Origin of the sequence: Salmonella sp. NW177, assembly GCF_051811585.1 — a bacterium.
GTDB lineage: Bacteria > Pseudomonadota > Gammaproteobacteria > Enterobacterales > Enterobacteriaceae > Salmonella > Salmonella enterica.
In genome coordinates this window covers 100,505-123,510 of the sequence record NZ_JAMMZV010000007.1, presented here as the reverse complement: position 1 = coordinate 123,510, position 23,006 = coordinate 100,505, and the positions used below count along the sequence as shown (strand labels likewise).

Here is a 23,006-nt window from a genome sequence, read left to right as displayed (position 1 = left end):
CATTTAAATCCACCACAAGAAGCCCCATATATGAAAAATGCGACGTTCTATCTTTTGGATAATGACACTACCGTCAACGGTTTAAGCGCTGTTGAACAACTGGTGTGTGAAATTGCCGCAGAACGTTGGCGCGCCGGCAAGCGCGTGCTGATCGCCTGCGAAGATGAGAAGCAGGCCATTCGGCTGGATGAAGCGTTGTGGGCAAGACCGGCGGAAAGTTTTGTCCCGCACAATCTGGCAGGCGAAGGCCCACGCGGCGGCGCGCCGGTTGAAATCGCCTGGCCGGAAAAACGCAACAGCAGCCCACGCGATATTTTAATCAGCCTGCGTACAAGCTTTGCAGATTTTGCCACCGCTTTCACAGAAGTGGTAGACTTCGTCCCTTACGAAGAAACTTTGAAACAACTGGCGCGCGAACGCTACAAAGCCTACCGCGTGGCTGGTTTTAACCTGAATACGGCAACCTGGAAATAATGGAAAAGACATATAACCCCCAAGATATCGAACAGCCGCTTTACGAGCACTGGGAAAAGCAGGGCTATTTCAAGCCTAACGGCGACGAAAGCAAAGAGTCCTTCTGCATCATGATCCCGCCGCCGAACGTCACCGGCAGTTTGCATATGGGACATGCTTTCCAGCAAACCATCATGGATACCATGATCCGTTACCAGCGTATGCAGGGTAAAAACACCCTGTGGCAGGTCGGCACCGACCACGCCGGGATCGCAACCCAGATGGTGGTTGAGCGCAAGATTGCCGCTGAAGAAGGTAAAACCCGTCACGACTACGGCCGCGATGCGTTTATCGACAAAATCTGGCAATGGAAAGCGGAATCCGGCGGCACCATTACCCGTCAGATGCGCCGTCTCGGCAACTCCGTTGATTGGGAACGTGAGCGCTTCACCATGGACGAAGGCCTTTCCAATGCCGTGAAAGAAGTCTTTGTTCGCCTGTACAAAGAAGACCTGATTTACCGTGGCAAGCGCCTGGTGAACTGGGACCCGAAACTGCGCACCGCCATCTCTGACCTGGAAGTGGAAAACCGCGAGTCCAAAGGCTCCATGTGGCACATCCGCTATCCGCTGGCCGACGGCGCGAAAACCGCAGACGGTAAAGATTACCTGGTCGTCGCCACCACCCGTCCGGAAACCGTACTGGGCGATACCGGCGTGGCCGTGAACCCGGAAGATCCGCGTTATAAAGATCTGATTGGCAAATTCGTTATTCTGCCGCTGGTTAACCGCCGCATTCCGATTGTGGGCGACGAACACGCCGATATGGAAAAAGGCACCGGCTGCGTAAAAATCACCCCGGCGCACGACTTTAATGACTACGAAGTCGGGAAACGTCACGCCCTGCCGATGATCAACATCCTGACCTTTGACGGCGACATTCGCGAAAGCGCGGAAGTGTTCGATACCAAAGGTGAAGAGTCTGACGTTTATTCCAGCGAGATTCCGGCTGAGTTCCAGAAGCTGGAACGCTTTGCTGCCCGTAAGGCCATCGTTGCTGCCGTTGACGCGCTGGGCCTGCTGGAAGAAATTAAACCGCACGATCTGACCGTCCCTTACGGCGACCGTGGCGGCGTGGTTATCGAACCGATGCTAACCGACCAGTGGTACGTCCGTGCCGACGTGCTGGCGAAACCGGCGGTGGAAGCGGTTGAAAACGGCGACATTCAGTTCGTGCCGAAGCAGTACGAAAACATGTACTTCTCCTGGATGCGTGATATCCAGGACTGGTGTATCTCTCGTCAGCTGTGGTGGGGTCACCGTATCCCGGCATGGTATGACAACGACGGCAACGTCTACGTTGGCCGTACCGAAGACGAAGTGCGTCAGGAAAATAACCTCGGCGCCGACGTTCAGCTTCGTCAGGACGAAGACGTTCTCGATACCTGGTTCTCCTCCGCACTGTGGACTTTCTCCACCCTCGGCTGGCCGGAAAACACCGACGCCCTGCGTCAGTTCCACCCCACCAGCGTGATGGTGTCCGGCTTCGATATCATCTTCTTCTGGATTGCCCGCATGATCATGATGACCATGCACTTCATCAAAGATGAAAACGGCAAGCCGCAGGTGCCGTTCCATACCGTCTATATGACCGGTCTGATTCGCGACGACGAAGGCCAGAAGATGTCCAAATCCAAGGGTAACGTTATCGACCCGCTGGATATGGTGGACGGCATCTCCCTGCCGGAACTGCTGGAAAAACGCACCGGCAATATGATGCAGCCGCAGATGGCGGAGAAAATTCGCAAGCGTACCGAGAAGCAGTTCCCGAACGGCATCGAGCCGCACGGCACCGACGCCCTGCGCTTTACCCTGGCGGCGCTGGCCTCGACCGGTCGCGACATCAACTGGGATATGAAGCGTCTGGAAGGCTACCGTAACTTCTGTAACAAGCTGTGGAACGCCAGCCGCTTTGTGCTGATGAACACCGAAGAGCAGGATTGCGGCTTCAACGGCGGTGAAATGACCCTGTCGCTGGCTGACCGTTGGATCCTGGCGGAATTCAACCAGACCGTTAAAGCGTACCGCGACGCGCTGGACAGCTTCCGCTTCGATATCGCCGCGGGCATCCTGTACGAGTTCACCTGGAACCAGTTCTGCGACTGGTATCTGGAGCTGACCAAGCCGGTAATGACCGGAGGTTGCGAGTCTGAACTGCGTGGCACCCGCCATACGCTGGTCACCGTGCTGGAAGGTTTGCTGCGTCTGGCGCACCCGATCATTCCGTTCATCACCGAAACCATCTGGCAGCGCGTGAAGGTTATCTGTGGCATTACCGCCGACACCATCATGCTGCAGCCGTTCCCGGAATATAACGCCGCACAGGTGGATGAAGCCGCGTTGGCCGATACCGAGTGGCTGAAGCAGGCGATCGTCGCGGTACGTAACATTCGTGCGGAAATGAACATCGCCCCGGGCAAACCGCTGGAACTGCTGCTGCGCGGCTGTAGTGAAGAAGCCGTTCGTCGTGTTAACGACAACCGTAGCTTCCTGCAAACCCTGGCGCGTCTGGAAAGCATCACCGTGCTGCCAGCCGATGGCAAAGGTCCGGTTTCCGTGACCAAAATCATCGACGGCGCCGAACTGCTGATCCCGATGGCAGGCCTCATCAACAAAGACGATGAGCTGGCGCGTCTGGCGAAAGAAGTGGCGAAAATTGAAGGCGAGATTGCCCGTATCGAAGGCAAACTGTCCAACGAAGGTTTCGTCGCCCGTGCGCCGAAAGCGGTGATTGCCAAAGAGCGTGAGAAGCTGGACGGTTACGCAGAAGCCAAAGCGAAGCTGATTGAGCAGCAGGCGGTTATTAGCGCGCTGTAATCTGAAAGCCTGATGGCGCTTCGCTTACCAGGCCTACACGTTCGCTTATTGACATGGCGCGATCGGTAGGCCGGATAAGGCATTCACGCCTCCATCCGACAACATGAATTATGGGCCGACGTAAACGTCGGCCTTTTTACATCAGATAAACGGGAAGTAAGGCATGATGCCACGAGAAATCCACATTAGCGGGCTGTTTTCCAGCGGCTTCTCATCATTGGTTAACTCAAGCGAATCCAGATCGCCCTGGACCTGTGTATTCTGCGCCAGCCAGCTCACCAGCCAAATTTTCAACCACGGATAAGCCAGCCCTAAGGTCACGCCGGAAATCACAAACACCACCAGTAACCGCCACAGCATACCGTGTGCAGTGACAGAGGAATGAAAACGAATCGAATCGTTCGCCAGTGACAAATTGTTTAAAAACAGGTTGCGTAACGCCACATATAAGTAACTGGTTACCACAATAATCGCGAGAAAATAGAGGAAATAACATGCCATTATCTGGCCATAATATTGCAGAATAAGCGCCCCTCCTGCCTGCGCATTCCCCATCATACTCAAAAGAATCATGTCGGTGAACACCGGCGCGATTAGATAACCAATCACGACAGCAAAAGGGAAAAGGGTCAACATTGCCAACACGCACCCTCTGATGCACGTTTTAACATTAACCTGAATCGAGAAACGATGAATGCCAAAGTTTGCGCCATTGCCAAACAAGGTCATCCATTTGCTGTAGGTAATACCGTTAATGACCCCTATCCCAATAATAGCCAGCAAACCGAGAAAAACGATATTGAACACTAAACCGCCGACGGCGATGGTTACCAGTGAGATAATATAAAGAACAATATAAAGCGCCACCATCAGGAGTACCGGGAGAGCGAACATGTACCACCAGGCGCGCCGCATGGAACACTGGAATCCAAAATGTACGCCATTAAGCGAAGTCATCATCGCCTGATACTGTAATCCTTTCACCGCCATAAAAGGAATAATCGCAATTAATAAGCCGAATAGCGTAAAACCGAGACCGGGATGACCGTGTTCAATAAGAGAGAGGCTAACAATATAAATAATAAAAACTAACAACACACTAATAAATAATGCGCCGCCCGTGGCTTTGTAAGCAAAAGGCTGATTGTTTAGCGTCATATTAGTATAAATATAACGTCGACATTTCACCATCGCCCACGGCGCATAGATTCCCAACGTGATACACGTCAACAAGAAATTCACAAGGCAAATAACAAAATACTTTCCGCCCTTGCCTGTAAACACCAACGTGTGATTATGGTTATCTTTACTACTGATAACGTTATTCATGAATCATATCCCTGAATTACAATCTATTAGAATTAATAATAAAAACCAGTAAATTGTTACTGATTTGACTACGATACTATTTTTGTTTAATTTTTCCGCCTTTTATTTTGTCTGATTCAGGATCTCCTTGCGCGTGACTCAAGACGGTGGTATTAAAGTAATCTATAAATAAATTTTAAAAATTGAGCCATATTATGAATAATGTCGCCTCGCCAACGCTCACGGTGCGCCGAATCACTACCGCCGACAATGCCGCTATTGCCCGTGTCATCCGTCAGGTTTCAGCGGAATACGGACTTACCGCCGATAAAGGTTATACCGTTGCCGACCCCAATCTGGATGAACTGTATCAGGTTTATAGCCAACCGGGCGCGGCCTACTGGGTGGTAGAGCAAAACGGTTGTGTGGTGGGCGGCGGCGGCGTGGCGCCGTTATCCTGTAGCGAACCAGACATTTGTGAACTGCAAAAAATGTATTTTTTACCGGTGATTCGTGGTCAGGGGCTGGCGAAAAAGCTGGCGCTGATGGCTCTGGATCATGCCCGTGAACAGGGTTTTAAACGCTGCTATCTGGAAACAACGGCTTTTTTACGCGAGGCGATTGCGCTATACGAACGTTTAGGATTTGAACATATTAGCGAACCGCTCGGCTGCACCGGACATGTCGATTGCGAAGTGAGGATGTTAAAGGATCTCTGAAAACCAGGCGTTTATTTATCCTCGCCAGGTATTATTTTTGCTGATATAAGTAATCCCGGAAACATCCTGTTATCCGGGAATCACTTATTATTCAAGGAAGTTATAAATGAAACGCCTATTATCAGCAATTGTTTTCCCCGCTATGTTTATTAGTATCTCTAATGTATATGCACTAGATATACAGCCCGGCGAATGGAAAATGGAAAATATAGAAATGCGCACCATCAATCCAGATACAAAAGAAGTATTAATGGATGAAAAAAATTCGGGCATAGCGACGCTTATATGTTATACCCCTAAAATGTCTGAAGATTCTAAAAAAATGGTGAAGGGTTTTTCTACCAGTGCAGGCGGTTGCACGACAACATTTGTAGAAAGTACGGATACCAAACTGATCAATGAGACTGTCTGTAATAATCCTGATGTCAAATCGCACTCTATTGTAGAAACGACGAAAATAAGCGATACAGAATTTGCGATGACCATGAAATCGGATGTCGATGCAGGAGGTAATAAAACAACCTCCATCAACAAAATTAAACAAACCTTTGTTGGCAAGACCTGCTCTGAAGCGTCAAAAGGCGTGAAACAGTAACTATTTCAACACAAAAACCCGTAGTGATTGATGCAATAATGGCATTGTTCAAGGTCACCTTTCGGGAATATAACACTGAGTGAGTTCTTTTTGCCTGCCGCAGGGCAGGCTTTACTCAGGACAGAATATCATGAAAATGACTTTTCCTGCTCGCCAGCAGTTTGATGTCGGGCGGATGACCACGCAGGTGGCGACAGCGTAAAAGATAAAAACGCTAATCTTTAATTTTACCCTTTATCCGGCGGCTGGCACGCCGCTATGAAAACGAAACTCGCGGTCTGGCGACAAGATAAGGTCAGCTTCTACCTCGCCAAAATAGCGCACGCGCGCAGAAATGTCCTCGGCGGAAATCTGCTGCGCCAGCGCCAGGTAATCCTGATAATGCCGCGCTTCGGAGCGCAGAAGCGAGAGATAAAACGTCTGTAAATCCTCATCCAGCCAGGGCGCCAGAGCGGCAAAACGTTCGCAGGAGCGGGCTTCGATATACGCCCCGCAAATCAGCTTATCAATTAAGGTGAGCGGTTCGTGCGTGCGTACCGCTTTCAACATTCCTTTCGCGTAGCGGCTGGCGGTGATTTTCACATAAGGAATGTTTCTGGCCTGCATGACCTCGCGTACCTGCCAAAAATGGTGCAACTCCTCTTTAATCAATAACACCATACGGTCGATAAGCTGACGACCCCAGGGGTCATCAGTTTGCGGCATGGCGCTTTTGCTAATCTGTCTATGCAGGGCAACAAAATCCGGCTCCGGCCCCTGACGAAACGCGAACGCCTCGTAAGGTTGCAGCCAGGCGAGCAGCGCGTCGGCGCCCGATTTATCGGCGACATATTTACGCACCAACAGCAACGCGGTTTGCGCAGCCTTCAGTTCGCAGATCAAGTGATCGGTAAGCAGAAGAGGAAGATTTTGCGGATCGCGGGCCTGGACAATCCACGCCTGCGGCGTCGGGCAATGCAGGAAATTAAGCACCGGAGAGAGTATTTGCGGGTAATTCATACGTAACCTGTAAAAAAATACGACAGCAGATGCTGCCGTACCGTCATACTATGCAGCTTTAGTGACGCACGCCGTCGTCATCTTCATCGACATAATCGTCGTCATCACCCTCTTCGCCATTAGGGTCTTCAAAATAGGTTCCCCAGCCGTCGTATTCGACATCATATTTTTCCGCCAGGTTCATCAGTTGCTCAACCTGAGCGTCGATGAGTTCGGCGTTCAACGCGCACTCGCTGAGGATGTCGCAACAAATAACCGTATCGCCCTCTTCCACTTCCAGCTCTTCCGGCTCCGTCACTTCATAGCCGAGTTTAAAGGCTTCTACCGCGGCTTTTTCCAACGTTTCGAAATCGTCAGCGGAAAGGTGATGCTCGATAGTGTACAGCGCATCCGGATCGCTGCCGTCCTCAAGTAACTCTTCAATAATTAACCGCGTTTCTTCACGCTGCTCTTCCAGTAATTCCGGGTTTGCCATAGCTCGTTCCTCATAGATGTCCTGCCGATACTCTTATTGTCACATACCGCCGACGTTGCCTCCACCTTATCGAGAAAAGTTTTATCAAACAGGGTTGCAAATGAATAATCATCCATATAAAGTGAATTTTAATTCAATGAGAGGCCTAAGCCATGTGAGGGAAGTATGTCTACGTTTTACCAAAAACCTTTTTTAAAGTTACTTGATTTCACCGCCAGCGAGCTCACTGCTCTGTTGCAGCTTGCCGCCAAACTGAAAGCCGATAAGAAAAACGGTAAAGAAGAACAAAAGCTGGTGGGTAAGAATATTGCGCTCATCTTCGAAAAAGACTCGACCCGGACACGATGCTCTTTCGAAGTTGCCGCATACGATCAGGGGGCGCGCGTGACGTACCTGGGTTCCAGCGGGAGCCAGATCGGCCATAAAGAGTCCATCAAAGATACTGCCCGCGTCCTGGGCCGGATGTTTGACGGTATTCAGTATCGAGGATATGGCCAGGAGATCGTCGAAACGCTGGCTGAATATTCCGGTGTGCCGGTATGGAACGGTTTAACCGATGAGTATCACCCAACGCAATTACTGGCGGATCTGCTCACCATGCAGGAACATCTGCCGGGTAAAGCCTTTAACGAGATGACGTTGGTCTATGCCGGAGACGCGCGTAATAACATGGGTAACTCCATGCTGGAAGCCGCCGCGTTAACAGGATTGGATCTCCGCCTGGTCGCGCCAAAAGCCTGCTGGCCGCAAGCCGCGTTAGTGGCGGAGTGCAGCGCCATGGCGAAAAAGAACGGCGGCGCCATCACCCTGACCGAAGATATCACCTCAGGCGTAAAAGGCGCGGATTTTATCTATACCGATGTTTGGGTCTCTATGGGCGAACCCAAAGAGAAATGGGCGGAGCGTATTGCCCTGCTGCGTGATTATCAGGTCAACAGCCAGATGATGGCGTTAACCGGCAATCCGCAGGTTAAGTTCCTGCATTGTCTGCCTGCGTTCCATGATGATGAAACCACGCTCGGCAAAAAAATGGCCGAAGAGTACGGTTTACATGGCGGGATGGAAGTGACCGACGAGGTTTTTGAGTCTGCGGCCAGCATTGTCTTTGATGAAGCGGAAAACCGAATGCATACCATCAAAGCAGTAATGGTAGCGACGCTGTCTAAATAATGTCGTGATAATGCCGGATGGCGGTTGGCCTACAAGATCGCAACGTGCAGGCGCCGCCATCCGGCACAAAATATTACGCCATCAGCATTTTCACAACCGCTTTACGTACCCGCGCCGGTTCTCCCACCGCGCACAGGGGCTTATGCACTTCGCCGGGATAAAACACCACAAAGTCGCCTTCGTTCAGGACGAGGGTTTTCTCGTCGACGCTCGTCGGTAAAAATGCAATGTCTTTATCCGCCAGCCAGTCCGTGTGCGGCGTTCCCGCAGGCCGGGTACTGAATGCCATCCCTTCCTGACCTTGTAGCACAATCTGAATATCAAGATAACGGGCGTGATACTCTGCGCTACGCGATTCGCCCGGCTCCGTCATATTTTCAGAAATCATATAAAACAGCCTGTCGCCGTCAATGTCATACTTACCTGGCGCGGTCGTTGCCGTGACATGCGCATTGACGTGCTCAATCGCCTGCCGTAACGCCGTCGGCAGCCAGGCCTCCAGATGTTCAATATTGCCAATAATCATCGCATCCCCTTAGTTAAAACAGCGTTTTATATTTCTCTTTATACGAGAAAAATGGCTACCATACTACCCTTACTCTCATCGATTTTGCGCCAGCGCATGTTTATCGCCAGCGGTGTTTATATATTGTTAATAGTTCGCCCAACTTTATGCAGTACCTATGCATAAACCCCAGCGGCGCCAAATTGCCACCACTAACAACGCTTTGATATTAAAGGCGTTAACATAAAAACGTTTTAGCGATCACAATTCGCTCTCCCTGCATAAATGACTTCTCTATCCATAGTTATTTTTAAATTATTTAAATATCCCCGATAATAAAATCCCCCTCACGCATAGTTATGCAACCATTAAAAATAATAAGTTTATTTTCAATGAGTTAAGATTTAAACATCATTCAATACAGCAAACAAATAATTAACAATAAAAAAATAACAAACCATATAGCTGCGTAGTAATTCATTTAATGCCTTATTGTTTTTTGAATTTCTCTGACCCGGTTCATATATTAAGTAAGAAAAATAGCACTCCTTGATTGATGTGAATCTCATCACATTAACAACCCAAATAAAATTCAATCATTGCTCCCGAATTTAACTGAAACGCCGCGACTGCAAGCACGCTAAATATTTGCAGCCACTCCTTCTTTATTCTTGAAATTATGTAAAAGGTATAATGATGGAAAAGCATTTTGTCGGTTCTGAAATCGGTCAATTACGCAGCGTAATGTTGCATCGGCCCAATCTCAGCCTAAAAAGACTTACCCCTTCAAATTGTCAGGAATTACTTTTTGACGATGTATTATCCGTAGAGCGCGCTGGCGAAGAGCATGACATTTTTGCCAACACGCTGCGCCAGCAAGGGATAGAAGTGTTGCTGTTAACCGACCTGCTCACCCAAACGCTGGATGTGGCTGACGCTAAAGCCTGGCTACTGGACACGCAAATTTCCGATTATCGCCTTGGGCCCACCTTTGCCGCAGATATTCGCGCCTGGCTGGCGGATATGCCGCACCGTGAACTGGCTCGCCATTTAAGCGGCGGTTTAACTTACGGCGAAATCCCCGCCTCCATAAAAAATATGGTGGTCGATACTCACGATATTAATGACTTTATTATGAAGCCATTACCGAATCACCTATTTACCCGTGACACGTCCTGCTGGATATATAACGGCGTCTCAATTAACCCCATGGCGAAACCTGCACGCCAACGTGAAACGAATAATTTACGTGCTATTTATCGCTGGCATCCTCAATTCGCAGGCGGTGATTTCATTAAATATTTCGGCGACGAGGACATTAATTACGACCACGCCACTTTAGAGGGCGGCGATGTGCTGGTGATTGGCCGCGGTGCGGTGTTGATCGGTATGTCTGAACGTACTACGCCGCAGGGCGTTGAGTTCCTGGCGCAGGCATTGTTTAAACATCGTCAGGCGGAACGCGTCATTGCCGTTGAACTGCCAAAACATCGCTCCTGTATGCACCTTGATACCGTCATGACCCACATTGATATCGACACCTTCTCCGTCTATCCGGAAGTCGTTCGCCCGGACGTTCAGTGCTGGACGCTGACGCCAGACGGACGCGGCGGTCTGAAACGAACCCAGGAGAGCACGCTGGTTCATGCTCTTGAAACAGCGCTTGGCATCGATCAGGTGCGCTTAATCACCACTGGCGGCGACGCATTTGAAGCTGAGCGCGAACAGTGGAATGACGCCAATAACGTGCTCACCCTGCGTCCCGGCGTGGTGGTGGGCTATGAGCGCAACATCTGGACCAACGAAAAATACGACAAAGCCGGCATTACCGTCCTTCCCATTCCCGGCGATGAACTGGGTCGCGGGCGCGGGGGCGCACGCTGCATGAGCTGTCCACTGGAACGCGATGGTATTTAAAGGAGACGTTATGGAAAACAAACGCACACTGGTCGTCGCGCTGGGCGGCAATGCGCTGCTCAAACGCGGCGAACCGCTGGAGGCTGATATTCAGCGTAAAAATATCGAACTGGCGGCCAGAACCATCGCCCAGCTTACCCGGCAATGGCGCGTGGTGTTAGTGCACGGCAACGGCCCACAGGTAGGACTGCTGGCGCTACAAAATAGCGCCTACGCTAACGTTACGCCCTACCCGCTCGATATTCTCGGTGCGGAAAGCCAGGGCATGATTGGCTACATGCTGCAACAGGCGCTGAAGAATCATCTGCCGGAGCGTGAAATCAGCGTCCTGCTCACCCAGGTCGAAGTCGATGCCAACGACCCGGCATTCCTCAATCCAACCAAATATATCGGACCGATTTACGACGAAGCGCAGGCCCGTGCGTTACAGGCAGAAAAGGGCTGGGTATTCAAAGCCGACGGTAACGCCTTCCGCCGCGTTGTGCCCTCCCCGCAGCCGAAACGCATTGTGGAAAACGATGCCATCCGCGCGCTGATTAGCCGCGATCACCTGGTTATCTGTAACGGCGGCGGCGGCGTGCCGGTCGTGGAAAAAGCCGATGGCTACCACGGTATCGAGGCGGTGATCGACAAAGATCTGTCCGCCGCCCTGCTTGCCAGCCAAATTCACGCCGACGCGCTGCTCATTCTGACCGATGCCGACGCGGTGTATCTCGACTGGGGTAAGCCCACCCAACGCCCGCTGGCGCAGGTTACGCCGGAGCTGCTTCGTGAAATGCAGTTCGACGCCGGTTCGATGGGCCCGAAAGTGACCGCCTGCGCTGAGTTTGTCAGCCATTGCCGCGGCATTGCCGGAATCGGCTCGCTGGCGGATGGGCAAGCCATTCTCGCGGGCGAGAAAGGCACTTTGATTCGGTGTGAAACCGCCGACGTTGACGCATAAGGCTTTTTACCGGATGGCGGCTTCCGCCTTATTCGGCCTACAGAGCGCGCATAACCGTGGGCCGGATAAGCGCAGCGCCATCAGGCAATTCATTTTAACAAGGATATTGTAATGGTTATTTCACTGAAAAATCGTAACTTTTTGAAGCTGCTTGACTACACCCCGGCGGAAATCCAACACCTCATCGATCTGGCTATTGAGCTGAAAGCCGCAAAAAAAGCCGGATGCGAAAAGCAAACACTGATCGGCAAAAACATCGCGCTGATTTTTGAAAAAACCTCTACCCGCACCCGATGCGCGTTTGAAGTCGCCGCTTTCGACCAGGGCGCGCAGGTGACTTATCTCGGCCCAAGCGGCTCGCAGATCGGCCATAAAGAGTCCATGAAAGATACTGCTCGCGTCCTGGGGCGGATGTATGACGGCATCGAATATCGCGGTTTTGGTCAACACATTGTGGAAGAGCTGGGGGAATACGCGGGCGTTCCCGTCTGGAACGGCCTGACCGATGAATTTCACCCCACACAGATCCTGGCCGATCTGATGACCATGCTGGAACACGCGCCGGGTAAAACGCTGCCGGAACTGAGCTTCGCCTACCTGGGCGACGCGCGCAACAACATGGGCAACTCGCTGATGGTGGGCGCGGCGAAGATGGGCATGGATATCCGCCTGATAGCGCCAAAGTCCTTCTGGCCTGATGCCGCGCTGGTCGCGCAGTGCCGGGAAATCGCCAGCGTTACCGGCGCTCGTATCACCTTAACGGAGAGCGTTGAAGACGGCGTTCACGGCGTGGATTTCCTCTATACCGACGTCTGGGTCTCGATGGGAGAACCCAAAGAAGCCTGGGCGGAGCGCGTCAGTCTGATGACGCCATATCAGGTCAACCAGCAGGTGGTAAACGCTACCGGTAATCCTGATGTGAAGTTTATGCACTGCCTGCCCGCCTTCCATAACGAGCACACCAAAGTGGGACGCGAAATCGAAATGGCTTACGGCCTGAAAGGACTGGAGGTCACGGAAGAGGTGTTCGAGTCCGCAGGCTCGATAGTCTTCGATGAAGCGGAAAACCGGATGCACACCATCAAAGCGGTCATGGTGGCGACGCTCGGCGACTAATCCCACAGGATATGCGCCCTTGCGGCGCATATCCGTGATATCAGGAGAGAACATCATGGGTAAATTTAAATTTCCCACCGCTTATACCATCCTGTTTATTCTTATTGCCCTGGTCGCGGTGATGACCTGGATTGTGCCGGCGGGAAAATACCAAATGGCGATGAACGCCACGCTGGGAAAAGAGGTGCCGGTGGCGGGAACGTATGCTCCCGTGGACGCGCATCCGCAAGGGATTACCGCTGTTTTACTGGCGCCGATTGACGGCCTCTATAATCACGAAACCTACACCGCCGGCGCCATTGACGTCGCGCTGTTTGTCTTGATTATCGGCGGCTTTCTGGGGGTGGTGAATAAAACGGGGGCGATTGATGCCGGTATTGAACGGGTAACAGTCAAACTCAACGGCAAAGATGAGTGGATGATCCCCATTCTGATGGCGCTGTTCGCCGCAGGCGGCACTATCTATGGCATGGCGGAGGAGTCGTTGCCCTTCTACACGCTGCTGGTACCAGTCATGATGGCGGCCCGCTTCGATCCGTTAGTGGCGGCGGCAACCGTACTGCTCGGCGCAGGGATAGGCACGCTCGGTTCGACCATTAACCCTTTCGCCACGGTCATTGCCGCCAACGCCGCCGGCATCCCTTTTACTCAGGGAATGCTGATGCGCGTACTGCTGTTAATTGTCGGCTACGTACTGTGCGTGTTTTGGGTAATGCGCTATGCGCGCAAAGTCCGCGCCCATCCTGAGCTTTCTATCGTGGCGGATAAAATGGAGGAAAATCGCGCCCATTTCCTTGGCAATCGCGCCAATACTCTGCTGGAGTTTACGGCTACCCGGAAATGGGTGCTGCTGATCTTCGCCGCCTCTTTCGCGGTGATGATTTACGGCGTGGCGGTTCTCGGCTGGTGGATGGCGGAAATCTCCGGCGTCTTTCTGGCGGCGGCGATTATCGTTGGCGTGATAACGCGGATGGGTGAGGAAGCGTTCACCAGTACCTTTATTGACGGCGCGCGGGATTTACTCGGCGTGGCGCTAATTATTGGTATCGCGCGCGGCATTGTGGTGGTCATGGATAACGGTATGATTACCCACACCATTTTGCACAGCGCGGAAAGTCTGGTTTCCGGCCTCTCTACCACCATTTTCATAAACGTAACCTACTGGCTGGAAGTATTGCTCTCCTTCCTGGTGCCCTCCTCTTCCGGTCTTGCCGTATTGACGATGCCCATTATGGCGCCGTTAGCGGATTTTGCCCACGTACAGCGGGATTTGGTCGTAACCGCCTACCAGTCGGCCTCCGGGATTGTGAACCTGGTTACTCCCACCTCCGCCGTGGTCATGGGCGGTCTGGCGATCGCGCGGGTTCCCTATGTCCGCTATCTGAAATGGGTCGCGCCGCTGTTGCTGATCCTGACATTGCTGAACATGGCGGTACTGAGCATCGGAGCGATGATGTAACGAGCCAGATGGCGACGCGTCTTATCCGACAGGACTGATAAGCACAGCGCCATCAGGCACGCCGTCACCTTTTTTGATCGGCTTCTCATTTTCCTGCAAAACCGCCCGATTGATCCGCAATCAATGTGACAAATGTGATGAATTTCGCCAGTCCGTTGATATCAATAATAAAGATAAGGTGCATTTATGAAGGAATACGATGATTACTCCGCCAAAGAACAACAGCAACTGGCGGTTTGTCAGCGCCTGATTAGTGAAAAAAGTTACCTGTCCCAGGAGGAGATTCGCCGCGATTTACAAAATGAGGGATTTGAAGGTATCAGCCAGTCTACAGTTTCGCGCCTGCTCAAGCTGCTGGGCGCAATAAAAATCAGAAACACGAAGGGACAAAAGATTTATTCCGTAAATCCCCAGCGGCGTCCTTCGCCGGATGCCGGACGTTCAATAGCCGAAATGGTCGTCAGCGTTGAACATAATAGCGAATTTATCCTTATCCATACGGCGGCAGGTTATGGTCGCGCCGTCGCGAGAATTCTGGATTACCACGCATTGCCGGAAATTCTCGGCGTCGTTGCCGGTAGCAGTATTGTCTGGGTCGCACCGCGGGTCGTTCAGCGCACGGCGCTGGTACACAAACAAATTAATTATTTGCTTAAAATGAATTTAAATTCATAAGAACCGTTTGCGATAAGTAAATCATGCATTAATTCGCTTGATCCCAAAACAGAGCTGAGTATAATCGCGGACAATTTGCCGGGAGGAAGCATGGTTCAGTGTGTACGACATTCTGTCTTACCGCGTCTGAAAAAAGACGCAGGCCTGCCGTTTTTCTTTCCGTTGAAAACCAATACCAAGCCCCTCAATTGAGGGGCTTTTTTTTGCCCAGGCGTCAGGAGATAAACATGGCTAACCCGCTATATCAAAAACATATCATTTCCATAAACGACCTCAGCCGCGACGATCTTAATCTGGTACTGGCGACGGCGGCGAAATTAAAAGCCAACCCGCAGCCGGAGCTATTGAAACATAAAGTGATCGCCAGCTGCTTTTTCGAAGCCTCCACGCGTACCCGCCTGTCGTTTGAAACTTCAATGCATCGCCTGGGCGCCAGCGTAGTGGGCTTCTCCGACAGCGCCAACACGTCGCTGGGGAAAAAAGGAGAAACGTTAGCCGACACGATCTCAGTGATTAGCACTTACGTGGACGCGATTGTGATGCGCCATCCGCAAGAAGGCGCGGCACGTCTGGCGACGGAGTTTTCCGGTCATGTGCCGGTGCTCAATGCGGGCGACGGTTCGAACCAGCATCCGACGCAGACCCTGTTGGATCTGTTCACCATCCAGGAAACGCAGGGCCGTCTGGATAACCTGCATATCGCGATGGTCGGCGATCTGAAATATGGCCGCACCGTGCATTCGCTAACCCAGGCGCTGGCGAAATTTAGCGGCAACCGTTTTTATTTTATCGCGCCGGACGCGCTGGCGATGCCGCAGTACATTCTGGATATGCTGGATGAAAAAGGGATGGCCTGGAGCCTGCATGGTTCTATTGAAGAGGTCATGGCCGACGTCGACATCCTCTATATGACTCGCGTACAGAAAGAGCGTCTCGACCCGTCGGAGTACGCCAATGTGAAGGCGCAGTTTGTTCTGCGCGCCAGCGACCTGAACGGCGCGCGTGAAAATATGAAAGTGCTGCACCCGCTGCCGCGCATTGATGAAATCACCACGGATGTGGATAAAACGCCACACGCCTGGTACTTCCAACAAGCGGGCAACGGTATTTTCGCTCGCCAGGCGTTACTGGCGTTGGTACTGAATAGCGAACTGAGTCTGTAAGGGAGAAAAGCGATGACACACGATAACAAACTGCAGGTTGAAGCCATTAAATGCGGCACCGTGATTGACCATATCCCTGCGCAGGTAGGCTTTAAACTGCTGAGTCTGTTTAAATTGACCGAGACCGATCAGCGAATCACTATCGGTCTGAATCTCCCGTCTGGCGAGATGGGGCGTAAAGACTTAATCAAAATAGAAAACACCTTCCTCACCGATGAGCAGGTTAACCAACTTGCTCTGTACGCGCCGCAGGCCACCGTTAACCGCATCGACAACTACGACGTAGTCGGGAAATCACGCCCCAGCCTGCCAGAGCGTATTAATAATGTGCTGGTTTGCCCGAACAGCAACTGCATCAGCCACGCGGAACCGGTATCCTCCAGCTTTGCAGTGAAAAAACGCGCCAATGATATCGCCCTCAAATGCAAATACTGTGAAAAAGAGTTTTCGCATTATGTGGTGCTGGCCAACTAATTTGGGTTGGTTATGAGATCCCGGCTCCCTATAATGAGCGGGGACATTCTATTACCGCTGTAATTCAGGAGAAATCATGAGCAAAACTATTGCGACGGAAAATGCACCAGCAGCAATCGGCCCATACGTACAGGGCGTTGACCTGGGTAGCATGGTAATCACTTCCGGTCAGATTCCGGTCGATCCGAAAACCGGTGCCGTAGCGGAAGACGTATCCGCTCAGGCACGTCAGTCGCTGGAAAACGTTAAAGCTATCGTGGAAGCCGCTGGCCTGAAAGTAGGCGACATTGTGAAAACGACCGTATTCGTGAAAGACCTGAACGATTTCGCGACCGTCAACGCCACCTACGAAGCCTTCTTCACCGAGCACAACGCCACCTTCCCGGCGCGTTCCTGCGTGGAAGTTGCCCGTCTGCCGAAAGACGTGAAAATTGAGATTGAAGCGATCGCTGTTCGTCGCTAACGCTCGTTTATAGATAGTGGCCGGATGGCGCTATCGCTTATTCGGCCTGGTATGCCATCCAGGCCGATAATGCACAATACTTCGACGCTTACTGCCAGCCATAACGTCTGCTGTAAAACCCTTTCACTAACTGGGTTAACGTCATATAGCCCGCCAGAATGGCAATCAGCCACGGGAAATAGCTTAACGGCAGCGCCTGCAACTGCAGGTAAGACGCCAGGGGCGAAAACGGCAACGAAACTCCCACCACCATCACCAACAATGTCATCGCCATCAGCGGCCAGGCGGCGCGACTTTGAATAAACGGCAGACGGCGGGTACGGATCATATGCACAATCAGCGTTTGCGACAGTAATCCCACCACAAACCAGCCGGACTGGAACAAAGTTTGCGTTTCTGGCGTATTCGCATGAAATACCCACCACATCAGACAAAAGGTCAAAATGTCAAAAATCGAGCTGATCGGACCGAAAAAGACCATAAAGCGCCCCAAATCTGCCGGATTCCAGCGCTGCGGCTTTTGAATTTGTTCTTCATCGACATTATCAAACGGAATCGCCACCTGGGATACATCGTACAGCAGGTTTTGAATCAGCAAGTGCAGCGGCAGCATTGGCAGGAACGGCAAAAAGGCGCTCGCCACCAGTACGCTAAACACGTTACCGAAATTTGAGCTGGCCGTCATCTTGATATATTTCAACATATTAGAAAAAGTACGACGACCTTCAATGACGCCTTCTTCCAGCACCATCAGGCTCTTTTCCAGCAGAATAATATCGGCGGCTTCACGGGCGATGTCCACCGCACCATCTACCGAGATACCAATATCCGCCGCCCGCAACGCCGGGGCATCGTTAATCCCGTCGCCCATAAAACCGACCACATGCCCCTCGCGTTTGAGCAAAGTGACGATGCGCTCTTTATGCATCGGCGTCAGACGCGCAAACAACGTCGTACGGGCGGCCAGCGCCGCCAGCGCGTCGTCGCTTAACCCTTCAATATCACTGCCAATAACGACATCGCCCGCATCCAGCCCAACCTCATGGCAAACCTTTGCCGCTACCAGCTCGCTGTCGCCGGTGAGAATTTTCACCGTAATTCCGCTCGCCTTCAGCGCTTTCAGCGCCGGCGCGGTGGTCTCTTTCGGCGGATCGAGAAAAGCAATATACCCTTCCAGGATCAGGTCAGATTCATCGATACGCTGGTAGTCGCCCTCACGCGCAGGCAGGTATTTGGTCGCGACGGCGACCACGCGTAGCCCCTGACGGTTCAGCGTGTCGGTAACGCGTTTCACCCGGCGCAGCATATTGTCGTCCAGCGGCACAATATCGCCGTTGTGGCGCACCTGAGTACACACGTTCAGGATCTCCTGTAACGCGCCTTTGCAGACCAGTTGATGCACGTTCGAATCTTCGGCGACCACCACCGACATCCGGCGACGCTCAAAATCAAACGGGATCTCATCGATTTTCTGCCAGCGTCCGGAGAGCTGACGCGCGGCGGTTTCGTCTACTCCCTCCAGGACTGCCGTATCCAGTAAATTTTTTAGACCGGTCTGATAATGGCTGTTCAGCCAGGCGCAATGCAGTACATGCTCGCTGGGCTTACCAGAAATATCTGTATGATTCTCCAGCACAATTTTGTCCTGCGTCAGTGTGCCGGTTTTATCGGTGCACAGAATATCCATCGCGCCGAAGTTCTGAATCGCATCAAGGTGCTTCACGATAACTTTCTGTTTCGAGAGTTTCACCGCCCCGCGCGCGAGGGTAGAGGTGACGATCATCGGCAACATTTCCGGGGTGAGCCCTACCGCGACCGAGAGCGCAAATAGCGCCGCTTCCCACCAGTCACCTTTCGTGTAACCATTAATAATCAGTACTACCGGCGCCATGACCAGCATAAAGCGGATCAGCAACATACTGACGCGGCTAATTCCTTTCTGGAAAGCGTTCTGCTCGTTATCTTGTTCCGAAACGCGCCCCGCCAATTGACCAAACCAGGTGTCGGCGCCGGTCGCCATCACCACGGCCTGCGCCGTTCCGCTCACGACGTTCGTCCCCATAAAGCACAGCGTGTCGCACTCAAGCGGGTTATTTTGCCGGGGCTCACGCGTCGCGGCGACTTTCTCGACTGGCAGAGATTCGCCGGTCAGCGACGCCTGGGCGACAAACAGATCGCGCGCCTGGATAATCCGTAAATCCGCCGGGATCATATCCCCCGCCGCCAGCTTAATAATATCGCCGGGCACCAGTTGATCGATGGGTAATTCCAGCCAGGCGTTTTCGCCATTTTCATTAATAACCCGCAGTACGGTAGCGGTATTGCTCACCATCGCTTTTAGCGCGCCCGCCGCTTTTGTCGAGCGCGCTTCCTGCACAAAATTCAGCAGCGTTGAGATACCGACCATCAGGGCGATAACGCCTGCGGCAAACAGATCCTCCGTGGCATAAGAAATGCCGCCAAGAATCGTAAGTAAGATGTTGAAAGGATTGCGATAACATACCCACAGATGCACCCACCATGGCGAGGGTTTCTGTGCCGGAAGGCGGTTTTCGCCATGCTTTTCACGCGCGCGCGTCACCTCGGCGGCGTTTAATCCCTCCGGGTGCGTATCAAAAACGCGCCAGAGAGTCTCCTGCTCCATTGCCGCGACTTTCAGACAGCGCTCGCTCAGCGAAGGCGGGATAGTCGCATTTACCGCGGTCTGCGCGCCGGGCAGCGGATCGCGGTGAACCAGACGATAAGGCAAATGACGATTAAGCCGGGCAAAAAGCTGGCGGGTAATGGTTTTTAGCATAGGTAATCCCTCCGCGCCGAAGTCAGGCGCAGAAAATTCTTCAGGCGCGGCAAAGCCTTGCCCGATGAGCAATGTTTAAATAAAAACAGGGACGTTATTGTGTCACTGTCTTACACACCGGTAAGACAGCAGAGGCAGGCTTACCGGAAAAGGAAAATTCTCCATCGCGGGAGAGGGGTGGGTTCAGGGTCCATGTCGCCTCCGGTAAGTAAATAATTTGCGCCGCGGATTATACGCATAAATCCATAAGTTTTGTGGCAATTATGGCGGTATCATACCGTTACGTAATTAAACCAACGATAAACCAGACTTTGCCCATTGCCCTTCGCTTGAGTAAAGTTACTCTTTTTATCACCATCAGCGTCACGCCACGGGAAAACAGGATGCAAAACCGGCTCACTATCAAAGACATCGCCCGCCTGAGCGGCGTAGGGAAATCAACCGTTTCCCGCGTGCTTAACAATGAGAGCGGCGTAAGCGAACGTACCCGCGAGCGTGTCGAAGCGGTGATGAATCAACACAGTTTCTCTCCGTCCCGCTCCGCCCGCGCGATGCGGGGACAAAGCGATAAAGTGGTCGCTATTATCGTCACTCGCCTTGATTCGTTGTCTGAAAACCTCGCGGTTCAGACCATGCTGCCTGCGTTTTATGAACAGGGCTACGACCCTATTATGATGGAAAGTCAGTTCTCGCCGACGCTGGTAATGGAACATCTGGGCATGCTCAGACGACGTAACATTGATGGCGTGGTGCTGTTTGGCTTTACCGGCATCACAGAAGAGTTGATCGCCCCCTGGAAAGCCTCGCTGGTGCTGCTGGCAAGAGATGCGCAAGGTTTTGCCTCCGTCTGTTACGACGACGAGGGCGCGATTCATATCCTTATGCAGCGGCTGTATGAGCAGGGACACCGCAACATTAGCTTTCTGGGCGTTCCCCATAGCGATATTACCACCGGCAAACGTCGGCATGACGCATACCTGGCGTTTTGCAAAAAACATAAACTTCATCCCGTCGCCGCCCTGCCCGGTCTTGCCATGAAGCAGGGCTATGAGCATACGGCAAGCGTCATCATGCCGGATACCACCGCGTTAGTCTGCGCCACCGATACGCTGGCGTTGGGCGCCAGCAAGTATTTACAGGAGCAACGTATTGAGACGCTGCAACTGGCAAGCGTCGGGAACACGCCGCTGATAAAATTCCTGCACCCGGAGATCGTCACTGTCGATCCTGGCTATGCTGAAGCCGGACGGCAGGCGGCTTCGCAACTGATCGAACAGATCAATGGCCGCTGCGATCCGCGCCGGATCGTCATTCCTTCTACCCTCGCCTGAGTGACTGATTAAACGGAATACCACGAGTAATTTGTGATCGTCGCAGCGTTTCGGGAACGTTCCCATTTTTAAACCAACGTTGAAGAGATACTCTTGCGCCAACCCATAACATACCTCCTCTGCCATGAGGCTTTACGATGAGCAAAGTAAAACAAGCCGATATCGACCGGCTGATTGACCTGGTTGGCGGGCGCGACAACATCGCCACGGTGAGCCACTGCATTACTCGCCTGCGCTTTGTGCTCCACCAGCCCGCGAACGCCAGGCCAAAAGAGATCGAACAATTACCGATGGTTAAAGGCTGTTTCACCAACGCCGGGCAGTTTCAGGTGGTGATCGGCACCGAAGTCGGCGATTACTATAACGCGCTGCTGGAGACCACCGGCAAAGCGTATGCCGATAAAGAGCAGGCAAAAAAAGCCGCTCGCCAGAACATGAAGTGGCATGAGCAGTTAATTTCCCATTTCGCGGAGATCTTCTTTCCGCTACTACCGGCGTTGATCAGTGGCGGTTTGATCTTAGGCTTTCGTAACGTGATCGGCGATGTGCCGATGAGCAACGGCCAAACGCTGGCGCAGATGCATCCGGCGCTAAAAACGCTTTATGATTTTTTATGGTTGATCGGCGAAGCGATCTTTTTCTATCTGCCGGTGGGGATCTGCTGGTCGGCGGTGAAAAAAGTGGGCGGCACGCCGATTCTTGGTATCGTGCTCGGCGTGACGCTGGTGTCGCCGCAGTTGATGAATGCGTATCTGCTGGGCCAGCAAACGCCGGACGTCTGGAACTTCGGCTTATTTAGCATTGAGAAAGTGGGCTACCAGGCGCAGGTTATCCCGGCGCTACTGGCAGGGCTGGCGCTTGGGTTTATTGAAACGCGGTTGAAACGCATCGTGCCGGATTATCTCTACCTGGTCGTCGTCCCGGTTTGTTCGTTGATACTGGCCGTCTTTCTCGCCCATACCTTTATCGGCCCCTTTGGTCGTATGATCGGCGACGGCGTGGCCTTTGCGGTACGTTATCTGATGACCGGCAGTTTCGCCCCGATAGGCGCGGCGCTGTTCGGCTTCCTGTATGCCCCGTTGGTCATTACCGGCGTCCACCAGACAACGCTCGCTATCGATATGCAGATGATCCAGAGCATGGGCGGTACGCCAGTCTGGCCGCTGATTGCGCTGTCGAATATCGCGCAGGCCTCCGCCGTGGTGGGCATCATCATCTCCAGCCGTAAACACAATGAACGCGAGATCTCCGTTCCTGCCGCCATTTCCGCTTACCTTGGGGTAACCGAACCGGCGATGTACGGTATCAACCTGAAGTATCGTTTTCCGATGCTGTGCGCGATGATCGGCTCTGGTCTGGCGGGACTGCTCTGCGGTCTGAACGGCGTCATCGCCAACGGTATCGGCGTGGGCGGCCTGCCGGGTATCCTGTCTATACCGCCGCGCTACTGGCAGGTGTACGGCATGGCGATGGTTATCGCGATCGTTATCTCGGTGATTCTGACCACCTTTATCTATCAGCGTAAGCATCGTCAGGGCACATTACAAATTGTCTAATTCTTCTTCGGG

Annotated in this window: 22 protein-coding genes and 2 pseudogenes; 17 read left to right on the top strand and 7 right to left on the bottom strand. The window is 52.5% G+C overall.

Annotated elements, in window-relative coordinates:
• Positions 1-30: 30 nt before the first annotated feature.
• On the top strand, positions 31-474 hold the full coding sequence (holC, locus tag NA986_RS18935; RefSeq protein WP_023194710.1) for a DNA polymerase III subunit chi: 444 nt from the start codon (positions 31-33) through the stop codon (positions 472-474).
• Positions 474-3,329 (top strand): valine--tRNA ligase, encoded by a 2,856-nt coding sequence (locus NA986_RS18930; RefSeq protein ID WP_023216482.1) that lies wholly within the window; start codon positions 474-476, stop codon positions 3,327-3,329. The genes holC and NA986_RS18930 overlap by 1 nt, the downstream gene beginning before the upstream one ends.
• A 141-nt stretch (positions 3,330-3,470) precedes the next feature.
• Here NA986_RS18930 and NA986_RS18925 read toward each other — a convergent pair whose 3' ends face one another.
• Positions 3,471-4,658: a YjgN family protein gene (locus NA986_RS18925; protein ID WP_001066975.1), complete on the bottom strand. Its 1,188-nt coding sequence runs from the start codon at positions 4,656-4,658 to the stop codon at positions 3,471-3,473.
• A gap of 194 nt (positions 4,659-4,852) precedes the next feature.
• Here NA986_RS18925 and NA986_RS18920 point away from each other — a divergent pair, with 194 nt between their 5' ends.
• Both NA986_RS18920 and NA986_RS18915 read left to right on the top strand, forming a co-directional pair.
• The gene (locus NA986_RS18920; protein ID WP_001519079.1) at positions 4,853-5,356 is read left to right on the top strand and encodes a GNAT family N-acetyltransferase; all 504 of its coding nucleotides are present in this window, start codon (positions 4,853-4,855) and stop codon (positions 5,354-5,356) included.
• Positions 5,357-5,462: 106 nt separating this feature from the next.
• Entirely contained in the window at positions 5,463-5,951 is a 489-nt protein-coding gene (locus NA986_RS18915; RefSeq protein ID WP_023216481.1) for a DUF3617 domain-containing protein, read from the top strand.
• Positions 5,952-6,185: 234 nt separating this feature from the next.
• Here NA986_RS18915 and miaE read toward each other — a convergent pair.
• A pseudogene (gene miaE / locus NA986_RS18910) lies at positions 6,186-6,997 on the bottom strand (tRNA isopentenyl-2-thiomethyl-A-37 hydroxylase MiaE).
• Between the two features lie 11 nt (positions 6,998-7,008).
• Positions 7,009-7,425, bottom strand: a complete 417-nt coding sequence (gene rraB / locus NA986_RS18905) for a ribonuclease E inhibitor RraB (RefSeq protein WP_000002940.1) — start codon at positions 7,423-7,425, stop codon at positions 7,009-7,011.
• Between the two features lie 16 nt (positions 7,426-7,441).
• Between rraB and argL the strand changes: the two genes are divergently transcribed.
• Together argL and argF (NA986_RS18895) are read left to right on the top strand one after the other, a co-directional pair.
• Positions 7,442-7,621, top strand: coding sequence for a putative translational regulatory protein ArgL (gene argL / locus NA986_RS18900; RefSeq protein ID WP_371045364.1), 180 nt, complete (start codon positions 7,442-7,444; stop codon positions 7,619-7,621).
• Entirely contained in the window at positions 7,591-8,595 is a 1,005-nt protein-coding gene (argF, locus tag NA986_RS18895) for an ornithine carbamoyltransferase (protein ID WP_023216480.1), read from the top strand. Before argL ends, argF (NA986_RS18895) begins: the two co-directional genes overlap by 31 nt.
• A gap of 73 nt (positions 8,596-8,668) precedes the next feature.
• On the opposite strand, the gene NA986_RS18890 is transcribed toward argF (NA986_RS18895), so the two are convergent.
• The gene (locus tag NA986_RS18890; RefSeq protein ID WP_023216479.1) at positions 8,669-9,121 is read right to left on the bottom strand and encodes a YhcH/YjgK/YiaL family protein; all 453 of its coding nucleotides are present in this window, start codon (positions 9,119-9,121) and stop codon (positions 8,669-8,671) included.
• A 675-nt stretch (positions 9,122-9,796) separates the two neighbouring features.
• Between NA986_RS18890 and arcA the strand changes: the two genes are divergently transcribed.
• From arcA to NA986_RS18865, 5 genes are all read left to right on the top strand, one after another.
• Entirely contained in the window at positions 9,797-11,017 is a 1,221-nt protein-coding gene (gene arcA / locus NA986_RS18885) for an arginine deiminase (RefSeq protein ID WP_000410846.1), read from the top strand.
• Positions 11,018-11,027: 10 nt separating this feature from the next.
• Positions 11,028-11,960, top strand: a complete 933-nt coding sequence (gene arcC, locus NA986_RS18880; RefSeq protein ID WP_000428751.1) for a carbamate kinase — start codon at positions 11,028-11,030, stop codon at positions 11,958-11,960.
• Between the two features lie 111 nt (positions 11,961-12,071).
• On the top strand, positions 12,072-13,076 hold the full coding sequence (argF, locus tag NA986_RS18875) for an ornithine carbamoyltransferase (protein ID WP_000237031.1): 1,005 nt from the start codon (positions 12,072-12,074) through the stop codon (positions 13,074-13,076).
• 55 nt (positions 13,077-13,131) lie between these two features.
• On the top strand, positions 13,132-14,535 hold the full coding sequence (locus NA986_RS18870) for a YfcC family protein (RefSeq protein ID WP_000514435.1): 1,404 nt from the start codon (positions 13,132-13,134) through the stop codon (positions 14,533-14,535).
• Positions 14,536-14,721: 186 nt separating this feature from the next.
• A complete protein-coding gene (locus NA986_RS18865; protein ID WP_000666051.1) occupies positions 14,722-15,210 on the top strand; it encodes an arginine repressor in 489 nt (162 codons plus the stop codon).
• Here the strand turns inward: NA986_RS18865 and NA986_RS18860 are convergent.
• Positions 15,180-15,321 (bottom strand): annotated as a pseudogene (locus tag NA986_RS18860) (hypothetical protein). The gene NA986_RS18865 and the pseudogene NA986_RS18860 overlap by 31 nt on opposite strands.
• On the opposite strand from NA986_RS18860, the gene pyrL reads away from it, so the two are divergent.
• The 4 genes from pyrL (at position 15,301) to ridA (ending at position 17,310) form a co-directional block, all read left to right on the top strand.
• Positions 15,301-15,402, top strand: coding sequence for a pyr operon leader peptide (pyrL, locus tag NA986_RS18855; protein WP_000249504.1), 102 nt, complete (start codon positions 15,301-15,303; stop codon positions 15,400-15,402). The pseudogene NA986_RS18860 and the gene pyrL overlap by 21 nt on opposite strands.
• 35 nt (positions 15,403-15,437) lie before the next feature.
• On the top strand, positions 15,438-16,373 hold the full coding sequence (pyrB, locus tag NA986_RS18850; protein WP_000013034.1) for an aspartate carbamoyltransferase: 936 nt from the start codon (positions 15,438-15,440) through the stop codon (positions 16,371-16,373).
• Between the two features lie 12 nt (positions 16,374-16,385).
• Positions 16,386-16,847 carry an aspartate carbamoyltransferase regulatory subunit gene (pyrI, locus tag NA986_RS18845; protein ID WP_000148567.1) on the top strand — a complete coding sequence of 154 codons (462 nt, stop codon included), beginning with the start codon at positions 16,386-16,388 and terminating at the stop codon, positions 16,845-16,847.
• Positions 16,848-16,923: 76 nt separating this feature from the next.
• Positions 16,924-17,310, top strand: a complete 387-nt coding sequence (ridA, locus tag NA986_RS18840; protein ID WP_000047544.1) for a 2-iminobutanoate/2-iminopropanoate deaminase — start codon at positions 16,924-16,926, stop codon at positions 17,308-17,310.
• Between the two features lie 88 nt (positions 17,311-17,398).
• On the opposite strand, the gene mgtA is transcribed toward ridA, so the two are convergent.
• Both mgtA and mgtL read right to left on the bottom strand, forming a co-directional pair.
• Complete coding sequence (mgtA, locus tag NA986_RS18835) at positions 17,399-20,107, bottom strand: magnesium-translocating P-type ATPase (RefSeq protein WP_198910091.1); 2,709 nt, start codon at positions 20,105-20,107, stop codon at positions 17,399-17,401.
• Between the two features lie 140 nt (positions 20,108-20,247).
• Complete coding sequence (mgtL, locus tag NA986_RS18830) at positions 20,248-20,301, bottom strand: mgtA regulatory leader peptide MgtL (protein ID WP_099374030.1); 54 nt, start codon at positions 20,299-20,301, stop codon at positions 20,248-20,250.
• Positions 20,302-20,490: 189 nt separating this feature from the next.
• Between mgtL and treR the strand changes: the two genes are divergently transcribed.
• Complete coding sequence (treR, locus tag NA986_RS18825; RefSeq protein WP_023216478.1) at positions 20,491-21,438, top strand: trehalose operon repressor TreR; 948 nt, start codon at positions 20,491-20,493, stop codon at positions 21,436-21,438.
• Between the two features lie 137 nt (positions 21,439-21,575).
• Positions 21,576-22,994 carry a PTS trehalose transporter subunit IIBC gene (gene treB / locus NA986_RS18820; protein ID WP_023216477.1) on the top strand — a complete coding sequence of 473 codons (1,419 nt, stop codon included), beginning with the start codon at positions 21,576-21,578 and terminating at the stop codon, positions 22,992-22,994.
• The last annotated feature ends 12 nt before the right edge of the window (positions 22,995-23,006 follow it).